This window comes from Photorhabdus akhurstii (genome assembly GCF_018448925.1).
Lineage (GTDB): Bacteria > Pseudomonadota > Gammaproteobacteria > Enterobacterales > Enterobacteriaceae > Photorhabdus > Photorhabdus akhurstii.
Genome location: NZ_RCWE01000001.1, coordinates 529,456 through 543,113, shown reverse-complemented (window position 1 = coordinate 543,113; position 13,658 = coordinate 529,456). Strand labels below are relative to the sequence as shown.

Below are 13,658 nucleotides of genomic sequence, written 5' to 3'. Positions count from 1 at the left end.
TTAAAGATTTGTCACAAATCATTCTCCTTAGCGCCCCTTTCTCTATAACCGGACAATTAATATTATTTTTAATTTGTTTATATTACATCTTTAGTTTCATATAGTTATACTAATTTAATGCGCATAATAATATATTTTACAAAAAAACATTATGAAAATAAATACTGTTCATTTCAACCTGTAGCAAAAGTGGGATGTACAGGGGCAATAACATTAACCCCTGAAACCTACCTCACTGCCGATATAACGCTTTTATTTGATGAACCGTATTTTCAAATATCTTAGCCTGTTTTTCATCTCCCATTTCTGCAATAACACGCTCCAAATTCAGTACAACTTTCCCTGCATGAGCTTGCCCCATAGTTTTAAGAATGGAAGCCAACAGAACTTTCAAACATGTCACCTCTGTTGCCAGAGTTTCAGTATCGGATGAAGGAATTAAAACGATTTTATTCATAGTCGTTACCCGTTTACGTATTAATTACGTTATGAAAATAATAATTATACCACATAATTCATCCCCTATTTTTATACATTTTCCAAATAGATCTACGCCAAAAAGCGTTAAATTATTGTTAAAACCATTTATTTTATAAATATTTATTTAGTTATTAATTTCATCATAATCAGAATAGGCAGAATATTCCCATTACAAATAAACAGTACTTGTCATCGTATAAAATAATTCTCTTTTGTCTTTGGAAGAGATAAGTATAATATTCACATTCCTGATGAACTTTTAGGATAATTTATCTATTCTATTGTTTTATATAATCTTTACTAAAAGTCAAAAAATAGACAATTGAAGTTAACTCTTTTGAAACAAATTCAATACACAAGCAATGTCAATGAAGCTCATGTATGAGCATAGAGCCAGTTGGAGATACTTTTTTGATAAATGTTTTGTTAGTCGATGATCACGAGCTGATCAGGGTTGGTGTAAAACGTATTCTTGATGACGTAAAAGGGATAACAGTAACAGGAGAAGCTAACTGTGGTGAAGAAGCGATAAAGTGGTGCCGGGCTAATAAAGTAGATATCGTGTTAATGGATATGAACATGCCAGGCATGGGCGGCCTGGAGGCAACAAAAAGAATCCTGCGTTATTGTCCCGATGTCCGAGTCATCATGTTGACTATCTATACTGAAAATCCTTTGCCAATGAAGGTGATGCAGGCCGGCGCCAGAGGATATCTCAGTAAAGCTTCTACCCCTCAGGACATGATTAATGCAATTCGCGCAGTTAATGCCGGCCAGCGTTATATCGCTCCCGATATTGCTCAACAGATGGCCCTTAGCCAAATTAGTCCACAGAAAGACAATCCATTAAGTTGTCTGTCTGATCGTGAATTACAGATTATGCTGATGATCACGAAAGGACAAAAAGTGAGTGATATCTCCGAACAACTTAATCTTAGCCCAAAAACCGTCAATAGCTATCGCTACCGAATGTTTAGTAAACTCAATATCAGCGGCGATGTAGAATTAACACATATGGCAATACGTTATGGGCTATTTGACACAGAGAGTCTATTAAATAGTGACGGAACAATTTGATTCAAAAACATTTTTACAAACAGTAACCAGTCAGCCTGGTGTTTATCGTATGTATGACGCCTCAGGTACGGTTATTTATGTTGGTAAAGCCAAAGATTTAAAAAAACGGCTTGCCAGTTACTTTCGTACGCAGGTCGCCAATCGTAAAACCGAATCTCTGGTTAAAAATATTGTTCAAATAGATGTTACTGTCACGCATACCGAAACAGAAGCACTGCTATTGGAGCATAATTACATTAAGCTCTATCAGCCCCGATATAACGTTTTACTGCGAGATGACAAATCCTACCCTTACATTTTTCTCAGCGCGGATAAACACCCACGGCTGGCAATGCATCGGGGAGCTAAACATTCTAAAGGCGAATATTTCGGCCCGTTTCCAAATACTCATGCAGTACGAGAATCATTAATCTTACTGCAAAAACTTTTTCCTATCCGACAATGTGAGGATAGTGTCTACCGCAATCGCTCGCGGCCATGCCTGCAATATCAAATTGGCCGCTGCCTTGGGCCTTGCGTTAACGGGCTGGTAAGTGAAGAAGAGTATCAGCAACAAGTTGATTATATTCGTCTGTTTCTTTCAGGCAAAGATCAGCAAGTTTTAACCAGATTAATTAATCGAATGGAACAAGCCAGCCAGCAACTGAAATTTGAAGATGCAGCAAGATACCGTGATCAAATCCAGGCCGTTCGTCAGGTCACTGAAAGACAATTTGTTTCAGGAACAGACGATGACCTGGATGTTATCAGTGTTGCCTTTGATGCGGGCATGGCTTGTCTACACGTACTGTTTATACGTCAAGGCAAAGTACTGGGCAGCCGGAGTTATTACCCTAAAGTCCCGACAGGGACAAAGCTTGATGAGATTGTACAAACATTCCTTGGCCAATTTTATTTACAGGGAAGCCAGAATCGGACTTTGCCCTCAGAAATTTTGCTGGATTTTACTCTGCCGGAAAAAGATATTTTGTCTGATTCTTTATCTGAAATATCCGGGCGGAAAATTCATATTCAAACCCGCCCTCGTGGAGACAAAGCCCGTTATCTGAAACTTGCTCGCACAAATGCAACCACCGCCCTAACTACCCGCTTATCGCAACAATCAACCATTCATCAAAGATTAGACTCTCTCGCCAAATTGGTTAAGTTAGCCAAAATTCAGAGAATGGAATGTTTTGATATTAGTCACACTATGGGGGAACAAACTGTTGCATCCTGTGTCGTTTTTGATAGCAATGGCCCACTACGTTCCGAATATCGGCGCTATAATATCAGTGGTATTACTCCCGGTGATGATTACGCTGCCATGAATCAAGTATTACGCCGTCGATATGGAAAAGCATTAGATGAGTCAAAAATTCCCGACATTATTTTCATCGATGGAGGTAAAGGGCAATTAGCTCAGGCAATAGATGTCTTTCAATCTCTTGATGTTGGATGGGATAAAACGCGCCCTCAATTGATAGGCGTTGCCAAAGGCAGTGATCGCAAAGCTGGGCTTGAAACACTATTTTTCACGACGGAGGATAAAGGTATCGCATTACCGCCGGACTCTCCCACTCTGCATGTAATTCAGCATATTCGTGACGAATCACATAATCATGCAATAACCGGGCACCGCCAGCGCAGAGCTAAAGTTAGAAACACCAGTACACTGGAATCTATTGAAGGAGTCGGCCCCAAACGCCGACAAATGTTACTGAAATATATGGGAGGTTTGCAGCCTTTACGCAACGCAAGTGTCGAAGAGATCGCAAAAGTACCGACTATTTCTTATGCATTAGCAGAAAAAATTTATAATGCATTGAAACACTAAGTACATTGATGCACCATACTTATAAATTCCACTATAGCCAGATAGTTAAGAAGCACTATGCAATTAAATATACCAACATGGCTCACTCTATTTCGTATCGCCCTGATCCCATTTTTTGTCCTGGCATTCTATTTGCCATTTACATGGGCGCCGATGGTTTGTGCCACAATTTTTATTGTCGCTGCGGCGACAGACTGGTTTGACGGCTTTCTCGCCCGCCTTTGGAAGCAGACAACCCGCTTTGGCGCATTTCTTGATCCTGTCGCGGACAAAATCATGGTTGCTGCCGCATTAGTCTTAGTTTCCGAGCATTATCATACGTGGTGGATAACCCTCCCGGCAGCAACCATGATAGCGCGTGAAATTATCATCTCTTCTCTCAGAGAATGGATGGCCGAATTAGGCAAACGCAGTAGTATTGCCGTTTCTTGGATGGGTAAGGTAAAAACGACAGCGCAGATGGCAGCGTTAGTTGCTTTATTATGGCGCCCTAATTTTGAATTCGAATTGGGCGGATTCATATTACTTTATGTTGCCACGGTGATGACATTTTGGTCAATGTTTCAATATGTAAACGCGGCCTGGTCTGATTTGCGTGAAGCTTGATCGAAATGACGTAAAAACCATCGAACAAACACAGCGTAACAATAATTGTGTTGACTCGATACGTGAAGTAAGTAGAATGCAACGCATCGAACGGCACATGAGATTTACGAAAACAAATAAGTAAATCAGCCAGTTCAAAGCGGTGCGGGAATAGCTCAGTTGGTAGAGCACAACCTTGCCAAGGTTGGGGTCGCGAGTTCGAGTCTCGTTTCCCGCTCCAAGTTACTGGTCAGGATTGTGGCAAGTAACTAAAGATAGAAAGGCGCGTTGGCAGAGTGGCCATGCAGCGGATTGCAAATCCGTCAACCTCGGTTCGACTCCGGGACGCGCCTCCAGATTCAGCCCAGGTGGTGAAATCGGTAGACACAAGGGATTTAAAATCCCTCGGCTGTAAGGCTGTGCGGGTTCAAGTCCCGCCCTGGGCACCAAATAAAAGCTTGCTGTAAAACAGTGAGTTAGGAAAAAGAAAAGGCCACCGCAAGGTGGCTTTTTTGCTTTCTGCGGTGGCCTGAAAATGATGAAGTGGCGGCAAAATGGCGGCACTTTGGCGGCGCTGTATAAATATACATTATCTATTTCAGGCAATCTCTTCCCCCTCAAAACATCATCAGAAAAATATTTTTCACATAAAAAAGTTAAGTAATAATTGCTACATTGCTGTGAAACCTATTTACTGACAGAGTTAGCAGAAAATTATTATCTTTTTATGTAGTTCATGAGCTTTTGTAGGAACAATTTTTTTATTTCAGGTTGGTTTGATTTAGCCCATGACGGATTTTCTAAATCGGTTGGAAGTAAGTACAGACGATCATCGTCATCAACAACTTTTGCATTAAGTTTTTCGGCTATCTGTAACATCTTACAATATAGGGCTGTATCGGGGTGTTTTGTATATATGTTCCCATCAGACCAATTCAGCCAAGGTTCTTCATAGACGCTCTTCCCTGTCCATCTAGCATGAAACTGGCCATTTCTTTCATCAATGAATAATTCGTCATCCTCAGCCACTAATGCGAGCCACTCATCGCTACTAATCTGGCAATCTTCATTCATTGAGAAGCATTCAGCTCTTGTTATATGAAGCTCCCACCCCATAATTACTCCTTAATTATCTGAAAAATACAGCAGTAAAAGGCCACCGCAAGGTGGCTCAGACCGCTGACAAACTACATTTAAAATAACGAGGGTTGTTTCTTTTTTCGTGATGGAAATCACTATTCACTATATCCTTTCATTATACTTTTTACCTCGGCTGTTCTGGCCATTCAATGTCGGAAACCAACGAAATATTTACTCTATTGAGCATTATCCTGTATTTTTTCCATTCCAACAGAGCAGCTTTCTCTGCTTCGGTAGCGATATCTAAATCAACAGCATCTTGCAGTAATGCAATGGATTCATTAGCGTGTCGCAACAAAGTCATACGCTGCCGCTCCGCTTGTTCAATCTGATCTGCTTTTAGAGCGACATTATCAGTGACCCATTGTGTGCCATCCCACTTATCAAAATCGGTGGTAGGTTGCTTAAAGGTCAGAGTTTCAGGTAATTCACCCAATTCAGTGATTTCCTGTTGAGTTAGTGTTAACGTGTCGTAAGCGATTTTTCCGCGATAATCAGGTACTATTTCCCAACGCTTACCATCTTCACTGCGACAAACAGCCAGGTCATCAGTATCGGGAAAATCTGGTGCATCTAAATAAGAATGCGCTGACAAACTGACGCCGAGCATAACATATTCAATATCAGCGTTAGTAAATTCTCTTGTTATTTGATTAGTATGATAAACTTTTATCCAGCCGGGTTGAATTGCTAATCCGTCTTCACCCAATACGGCTGCTTCATGTTGCTCTAAAAAGTTTTTTTGTTCTGTCATTACGCTGCATGCTGCTGCTCTCACTATGTAGTTAAATGCTATGTTACGGGGCCTTGATACCCCTATAAATGCGGAATTCGCAGTCCAGTCTGTCTGAGCTTTATAATATACAGCTCTTACCGAAATATTGTTATTTTGGGGAATATCCCACTGCAATTTTTTGCGCTCATTGAGTGAAGGGGTAATAATAAAATGACTGGCCCGATCAGCATTCTGTATCAAATAAGCCCCTTCCTGCCACGACAATATTGAACGCGATGGATCTACATTTCTACCACTGTCCCAGCCACGGATAAACTCTCCCCTTAGATCCGGTAATCTACCGTCAGGATAAGCTTCTGCTAACTTTGGGTACTGCAATTTATTGAAAAATGCACCGTTACAAACGAGATAATTGATAGGTGGATAGGGTAACGGCCACGGAATGGGAGAACCCACAGGTATATTAATTTCTTCACGTAACGAACTTATTATTTCCTGAGCAAGCTTTTGTGTAACAGCCAATGTATTACTATTGCCAATCACATTTGTAAGCTGAACAATACCTTTTTGTGTTAATGAAGCATCGGGAACCTTTGTTGCCATTTTTTGTTCCAGCGCTCCATTTAATTGGGCGTTGAGTTTCTCTATATTTCCATCATCCAGAACATCATTGCCAGAGTGTGTGGCGATAAAATTAGCGACTACAGAGGATATCGTGGAAGACTGACGTAATGCCTTATTTAGCATATCAGTGGTAATACCATCTCGTGGAAACCCAGTCTGCAAATTCTGATTTTCTTCATATTTTTCTTGGCTAATTATATTAGCATTATTGCCAATAGAAAAAGCCTTAAAATCATTTTTTTGACTCATGTAATTCCTCCTTAAGCAGAATAATATTTTTTATAATCAACATATTTAATTATTGTAAAAACAATCCGACTGTAATTTATTAAAATTAAAGTCTAGTGCAGAAAGAGGAGTAATACAGTATTCCTATTTATTAGGAGACTGACTGTTTTTATATCATTAGCAGCAATAAGCAATTCAATATCTTAAAATCGGAAATATATCCAAACCATTTATATTTAATATCTGGAAACTATTTTTCTCCTATTCCTTCTATCTCTTCCTGCAACTCATTCTGTTTTAAATTCCAAACTGAATCTTCCGGCATTCGGACACGAATATCTAAACGAAGCATTCTGGAATGTCACAGGAATCCCTATCTTCATAAAACACACATTCATTGTTCTCATCGACACACTTGAGCCGCCAGTTCTGAAAATGGATTGGCAAGTGAGAATGTTGGTTTTTTAAGCTACCTGTGCGGCAGTTCACTGATAGACTTAAGCTAAATTGTTTTACCTTCCTTTCTAAGCTGCCTGTACGGCAGTTCACTGTTACATATTAACTCCAACCCACTGACTATCAAAGAATATATTTATAAAAAGCCCAAAAGACCCTTTTTTACAAAAGAGATAACATTTAATTCAGAATCAATAAGTTACGATTGACTGCTAAAAAAGGGTTAAAAATTAGGTTCGGGAATGCGCAAGTTTTTAAGTTACCATTGACGCAATTTTCTTAGCTAGCGACTACGTTTCAAGAAATCTTCCATCTTATTCCATTCATCACTCAGCGGAATCGATTTCTTCCCATCCGGTGATACAAGGTAATAACGGCTGTAAGATCTGAATTTTACCTTATACAGATGCTCCTCTGTAATAATATATCCTTCATATCAGCCTGACTTTTCAATATCAAATCCATCGTTATATATGATGACATGAGATATTTTCCTGCCAGGGAAAATCCCTATAAAACATTGATAACCGTTCACCAATAACTGTTATCGAAAAAATAAGTATTACCGACTATCATTGACCATTCAGAAAAAATATCATGATTAAATAATTTCTCTAAAAAATAATATTTAAAAATATATTTTCATTTATTTAAAATTTTTCGGTTAAAGAATAAATAATTTAATTATTAGTATATTTTTTCTTTAAAAACAAATTGTTTCTCTATGCCATAGAATAAATCTATTTTAAGTGAAATTATTACTCAAATTATTTAGATAATCTCTTAAGTAATCAGCAAGGATTTACTATGCGAAATATAAAAAGTAAACTGAGCAGTATCACTTTAACCTTAAGTTAAATTAAGAATAAAAATAGAGTCATTTAAAAACATAAATTATATTTGATAATATTAGAATATGAATAACAATACCTCCACCAAGATAAAACATACTTTGAAACGATGCCAAGTCATCTTACTAAAAACTCACTCATTCGGAAGCTACCGCAAGAGAAATAACCACCCTCTTCTACACCTTATCAATATTGATCACTTAGGGTCGCAAAGTATTATAAACCTATCATCAGCTATACAGGCATTAATCATGAAAGAAATTAATGGAACATATGTTTCACCACAAATAATAAACACAATGGAAGCAAGCAATGAACCGTGGGGAATCAAAGATAAAAATTCACGCTTTATTTATGGTAACCTGGCCTTAAAATCTGTTCAAAACATTCCAATGTCATTTAATTATGAAGGATTTTTTGATGACGAACTTCCCTGGAGTGGATCGGAGTTTGCAAAAGAATTTATTGATCATGATAAAATTGTAATGACAAAAGGAGAAAGAGTTTGTTCACTCGAAACCTATACATATGGAAAAGAAAAAATCTTATCGTCTTACTTCCAAGAGAAATTACCACTGTATAACGATGCAAAAGAGTGCATAGGTATCTTTTTTCATGGATGGAAAGCCAAAGATTTTTCATTAATTAATCTATATCAATATTATAATGATCTACCCACATCTATTATATTCCAACCACCAACAGATACTTTTACCCAACGTGAATGGGATATTATTTTCTTCTTTTTGCAAAAATACACCAGGAAACAGATTGGAAAAATATTAAATATTGCTTATCGTACAGTTGAATCCCATATGACCAATATATATTACAAGATAGGTGTCAACTCCAGTCAGCAACTGGAAGAATATTGTCTCATCAATAATTTTAAACGCTATGTACCGGAAAGGTTTTTACTATCTTAATAACACTATTTCCTATTTTTAGTCATAAAAAACATGATTACATAGTTTATCTCTGCCAGTATGATGTAATCCCATCATCAATGGATAATGATATTATCTCAAATTATACTGGCAGCATTTTCATATATAAAAACATTAGTTACACAAACACTTAACGCTTATTTTATTTCTAAGATAAATAATCATTTTCTGTTATATTCCATCACATTTAAAGATTACCTATTAAATGAAAATAAATTTCATTAACAGAAATAATCGGCCTTTTCTCTCTATAATAAAATACTGTTATTTTAAACACCATAAGTAAATCATTTAAATAATCACTTGAATAGTTAAATAAGATTCTAAAATAGCGCTACACCTTATACCACTCATAATTCCATGTATAACAACGGGTTGGATAAGGCTATGTGTAGCAGAATTATGAAACGCTATTTAAATGGTATTATACCAACTAAAAAATACAATCAAAACAATACCGTTGTTGAACTAATTTACCTGTACAAGAAAGTAATAATCTCCCGGGAAAAGTGATTATCCCCCCCTCCCGATTCTCTACCAATATCGACATTTTTCTAAAAATAACGATATTTTGAGATTTTCAACTGATAGATTACCCCCATCTATTGTAGAAAATGCCGTTAATTATATTAAGAAGATTCACCCCAAATAACATCTACAATGACATATACAATTAAACTATTCTCGTAATGAAAATATCCATGATAATTATTTTCTGGAAAAGTCTGTCATTGCGGGTAATAAAGTATTAAACTGACAGTATGATTCAAACATATCACAAATTAAACACAAATCAGGTAAAAAGGAATAATAAGATGAGTAATCACATAACTATATCATCTCAAATTATTAACACACTGACCTCAAGCAATGATCCTTGGGGAATCAAAGATAAAAACTCATGCTTTATCTACGGCAATATGGCATTAAAATCTCTCCAAAATTTTCCAAATTCATTTGAATTTGAGGGGTTTTATGAAAATGAACTTCCTTGGGATAGTGCTAAATTTGCGGAAGAATTTATTAATCATGACAAAAAAGTAATAGAAAAACAGCAGAGAATATGCTCAATCGAAACCCATGTATTTGGCAGAGAACAAATTTCATCATCTTATTTTTTCGAAAAATTACCTTTTTACCATAAAGATGGAGATTGCATCGGAGTCATATATCATGGTTGGAAAGCGCAAAATTATTCATTAGCCTATTTACATCAATACCATGATAAACTACCCGCTTCAATTATGCTCCAACCACCAACCGATCTTTTTACTCAACGTGAATGGGATATCATTTTCCTCTTTTTACAGAAAAATACCAGAAAACAGATTGGACGGATACTAAATCTAGCCTATCGCACTGTTGAATCTTATATGACTCGGATATACCATAAGATAGGTATTCATTCTGGCCAACAACTAGAAGAGTATTGCCGAACCAATAATTTTAATCACTATATACCGGAAAAGTTCTTATTGTCTTAGATTACGTATTTATTCCCGTTTTTTACATGCTATTCTTATCCATTATTAATGGAGAAAATAGCCAGCTCTGTTGGGATATTTTTATTTAGAAATATGATAGTTATACTCAATAATTTTTGAAGGTTATATATAAACCCAACAGGGCTACCCCTTCCTTATTATCATTCAGCAAACAAATGCATAGGATAGATATTCATAATGATGGTTTATAAAAGAGAAAGAATTCTATTTTATTTATACAAATGCTGAACCTACTAGAGACAATAAGTTACCTAAAAACTTTAATATTATTGAGTATACAGAAAAATAATTATCTACATTAGTTAATCATTTCTTACGCCAAAGAAATCGCTCACAATCAAGCTAATATGGATTTTATTACCAGCTTCCTTGCGGACAAATAATTTATTTATTACATGTTAATACTAATTGTCATTATTCATAGCTATAATTTCGTATACAATAGAATAAAATATTACCGTTAAGTGTATTTACTTAGCAAGATAAATAATTTTATATAAAATAGTCTTCTATATTATATTTATTCATTCTTAAATCCTCTTTATAAAACAGTTACACATCTAATTAATAAGCATGTATTTTTTGACGAGCAAGTTATCATCCTCTATTGTATGAATTTACCTGGATAACTATATTCAATCAACTTACTGAATTTAAATTTATATCTCAGCAATATTTGTCACTATTTTCATTAGTGAGTTAAATGGATTATAAATTCAAATCTTAACAATTAAATTTTATGTCCAAAAGAAGAGGAGTGATATTATAAGTAGAAAAATAATTGTTTCACCTCAAATAATTAATACGTTAAAGCAAAATAATGAGCCGTAGTGAATAAAGGAAAGATATAAATTTTTTATTTATATTAATCAAGTATGTAAACATGTTCAAAATATTCCAAATTATTTTGACTACAAAGGGCTTTATAAAGATAAACTTAAATCCACTTCAAACAATTTCACCGGTGGTTCATTCAAATATACATATACCGGCAGCATATTAGGAATAGGGAGCATCACTACCAACTTTATCCAAACCACTTTCTGGGCTGACATGATAGCCCAGAGCCGTCATCCTGCCGATTTTTTCATCTTCTGATCCAGTAAAAATGAACACGAGTCGGTGCCTTATCGAACCGTTCGACAATTTCACTAAGATGATATCGATTTAAGTAATCCTCTTCGCCCTCATTCAATCCTGATAAATAAAACAGTTCCATTAATCCGACTGTCAACGAATTCGGTACCTCCATCCTGCGACCAGCACTGATACGCATCAGCAATGCCTCACCACATTGCGGGTAGTTGCAGCCACAGCGGTAACAACGGCTTCGGCCTTATTTTTGCCACCGCTAAACACCGTTTATACCACGGTAATTTTTTATCCTACGGTTTATCTGATTTGGGCAGGTGTTTGTTACCCCGCGGAGGCTGTTCGCGCTTTGGCGCCGTTACTGACGCGAAATCTGATATGCCACCGGCAATAATATACGTGCCGGGACGCTTACCACAGGTGGTTTTGTCACCAACGAGTAGATAATACCCTATTGCCATCTATTCACGCCTTATTTACTAATCACATTAAACGTGGATCTAATCTAAATTTTTACCATATTATTACCACTTAAGCATTAATTTATGATTAATAATGCAAAAAATTTTTGTTAATAAATATAGGAATATTCTGAAATTGATGAAAATCGAGTCAATATTTTGTCTCTGACGTTACCCCACCAGTATCGTCAAAGCAGAAAATCATTGATAAAAACCGCAAGAAATAGGGTAAGAATCTGATTGTGACAAACATCTAAGTGGAACTTGAAATGCAACTTTATATCTCGAGCTATACCATTTTAAGTAAGTTTTTTATTTAATTATTCTTCAAAAATTTAATTTCATAGAATTTACCTAACCTTAATTTTATTTAAGAATAACTATTGTCAACAGCAGACAAATTCAGACGCGGTTTTTAGGCTGAAAACTCCATATAGTTGATTATTCTGACAATTCCACAATATATTTTACCAGATTAAAATGACCAATATATGCCGTTTAAAAAGCATTCTTTAATTGATCGAATATTATTCCGATTAAATGCCATTTTTTCGCCTTTATTCTGCTCCAAAGATAACACCTTCTATTTCATTCTATTACCGGTCATCGTTATAACAACCACTCTTTCATACTTCGGTTAATGACAGAAAGTTTTTGACCTACATCACTTAATTAATTATGACTTAAAAATCCCATTCATTAATTTTACTGTTTAGTAATCAAATTAAAATGTTTCCATACAAAATAGTACTTTACGTTATATTCATTAATGTTAAAAGTCTCATTGTTTAACAATAAAAGGTTTAATTAATAAATATATGTATTTTGACGAGCAAGTTATTATATTCTATTATATTACCAAGGCATTCTAAGTATAATTAGTTAGCAAACATGTCAGATAACAACCGAAATAATCGTTCAGGAGTCACCAATGCAACATATAAAAAACAGACCTAACAATATCACTCCACAATTAATTCATATGTGGGAAAACAGTGATGAACCTTGGGGAGCTAAAGATCTCCAATCAAGATTCATTTATGCCAACTCCGCCTTTTATCAACTACTCAATTTGCCGGAAGAGTTAGATATTAGCGGGCTTTCAACAGGTGAATTACCTTCACCTATTGCAGAATATGAAAAAGAATGCCACAGTCAGGATCAAAAAGTTATTCAAACAATGCAACGCGTTAGTTCACTGGAAACGCATCCATTTGAAGAACATAAGATTAAACAAATCTATCTTTGTAATAAATACCCACTTTGTGATGAAGATGGCAATTGTATTGGGATCATTTTTCATATGTGCAAAACCCAAAACTTTTCTACTGCTTACTACCATGAAAAAACTCCTCCGGCAACGTTGGAATTTATCGCCCCTAATGACAAATTGACGCAAACTGAATGGGAAGTTCTCTTTCTGACCCTGCGCTCATTAGATGAAGATAAAATCGGTGAAGAGTTAATGATAAGTACCGAAGATGTGGTTAATCATATTCAATCGATTTACCAAAAATTTAATTTGCCACTACATGCAGAATTGAAAGATTTCTGTAGAGAAAATAAACTTGACCTTTATATTCCAGCAAGATTCGTCACTATTGGTAGTTTAGAGTTAAATTGATTATAAGATTAAATATCAATGGCTAGAGAAAAGAGG

At 35.8% G+C, this 13,658-nt stretch carries 10 protein-coding genes, 3 tRNA genes and 1 pseudogene; 9 read left to right on the top strand and 5 right to left on the bottom strand.

All coding sequences use genetic code 11. The features are described 5' to 3' along the window. Positions 1-232 precede the first annotated feature (232 nt). Positions 233-457, bottom strand: a complete 225-nt coding sequence (locus EAE93_RS02455) for a DUF2594 family protein (RefSeq protein WP_036775413.1) — start codon at positions 455-457, stop codon at positions 233-235. Between the two features lie 434 nt (positions 458-891). On the opposite strand from EAE93_RS02455, the gene uvrY reads away from it, so the two are divergent. The 6 genes from uvrY to EAE93_RS02425 all read left to right on the top strand — a co-directional run bounded on the left by uvrY (position 892) and on the right by EAE93_RS02425 (position 4,407). Then, positions 892-1,557: a UvrY/SirA/GacA family response regulator transcription factor gene (gene uvrY, locus EAE93_RS02450; RefSeq protein ID WP_036775516.1), complete on the top strand. Its 666-nt coding sequence runs from the start codon at positions 892-894 to the stop codon at positions 1,555-1,557. Next, entirely contained in the window at positions 1,541-3,373 is a 1,833-nt protein-coding gene (uvrC, locus tag EAE93_RS02445) for an excinuclease ABC subunit UvrC (RefSeq protein WP_214038996.1), read from the top strand. The genes uvrY and uvrC overlap by 17 nt, the downstream gene beginning before the upstream one ends. Before the next feature lie 57 nt (positions 3,374-3,430). Beyond that, the gene (gene pgsA / locus EAE93_RS02440) at positions 3,431-3,979 is read left to right on the top strand and encodes a CDP-diacylglycerol--glycerol-3-phosphate 3-phosphatidyltransferase (protein WP_036775416.1); all 549 of its coding nucleotides are present in this window, start codon (positions 3,431-3,433) and stop codon (positions 3,977-3,979) included. 144 nt (positions 3,980-4,123) lie between these two features. Beyond that, a tRNA-Gly gene (locus tag EAE93_RS02435) sits at positions 4,124-4,199 on the top strand. A 41-nt stretch (positions 4,200-4,240) separates the two neighbouring features. Continuing rightward, positions 4,241-4,314, top strand: a tRNA-Cys gene (locus tag EAE93_RS02430). 6 nt (positions 4,315-4,320) lie between these two features. Further along, positions 4,321-4,407, top strand: a tRNA-Leu gene (locus EAE93_RS02425). 268 nt (positions 4,408-4,675) lie between these two features. Here EAE93_RS02425 and EAE93_RS02420 read toward each other — a convergent pair. The 3 genes and pseudogenes from EAE93_RS02420 to EAE93_RS25465 form a co-directional block, all read right to left on the bottom strand. Further along, positions 4,676-5,074 (bottom strand): hypothetical protein, encoded by a 399-nt coding sequence (locus EAE93_RS02420; RefSeq protein ID WP_036807686.1) that lies wholly within the window; start codon positions 5,072-5,074, stop codon positions 4,676-4,678. A 148-nt stretch (positions 5,075-5,222) separates the two neighbouring features. Beyond that, the gene (locus tag EAE93_RS02415) at positions 5,223-5,852 is read right to left on the bottom strand and encodes a tail fiber assembly protein (RefSeq protein WP_214039017.1); all 630 of its coding nucleotides are present in this window, start codon (positions 5,850-5,852) and stop codon (positions 5,223-5,225) included. 224 nt (positions 5,853-6,076) lie between these two features. Beyond that, positions 6,077-6,707, bottom strand: a pseudogene (locus EAE93_RS25465) (tail fiber protein); the annotation flags it as partial. 1,537 nt (positions 6,708-8,244) lie between these two features. On the opposite strand from EAE93_RS25465, the gene EAE93_RS02405 reads away from it, so the two are divergent. Continuing rightward, the gene (locus EAE93_RS02405; RefSeq protein ID WP_040152597.1) at positions 8,245-8,919 is read left to right on the top strand and encodes a LuxR C-terminal-related transcriptional regulator; all 675 of its coding nucleotides are present in this window, start codon (positions 8,245-8,247) and stop codon (positions 8,917-8,919) included. Positions 8,920-9,755: 836 nt separating this feature from the next. After that, positions 9,756-10,424, top strand: a complete 669-nt coding sequence (locus EAE93_RS02400) for a LuxR C-terminal-related transcriptional regulator (protein ID WP_040152596.1) — start codon at positions 9,756-9,758, stop codon at positions 10,422-10,424. 1,406 nt (positions 10,425-11,830) lie between these two features. On the opposite strand, the gene EAE93_RS25260 is transcribed toward EAE93_RS02400, so the two are convergent. Continuing rightward, the gene (locus tag EAE93_RS25260) at positions 11,831-11,998 is read right to left on the bottom strand and encodes a hypothetical protein (RefSeq protein WP_321192590.1); all 168 of its coding nucleotides are present in this window, start codon (positions 11,996-11,998) and stop codon (positions 11,831-11,833) included. Between the two features lie 931 nt (positions 11,999-12,929). Between EAE93_RS25260 and EAE93_RS02390 the strand changes: the two genes are divergently transcribed. Then, entirely contained in the window at positions 12,930-13,622 is a 693-nt protein-coding gene (locus EAE93_RS02390; RefSeq protein WP_105397807.1) for a PAS domain-containing protein, read from the top strand. Positions 13,623-13,658: the final 36 nt, after the last annotated feature.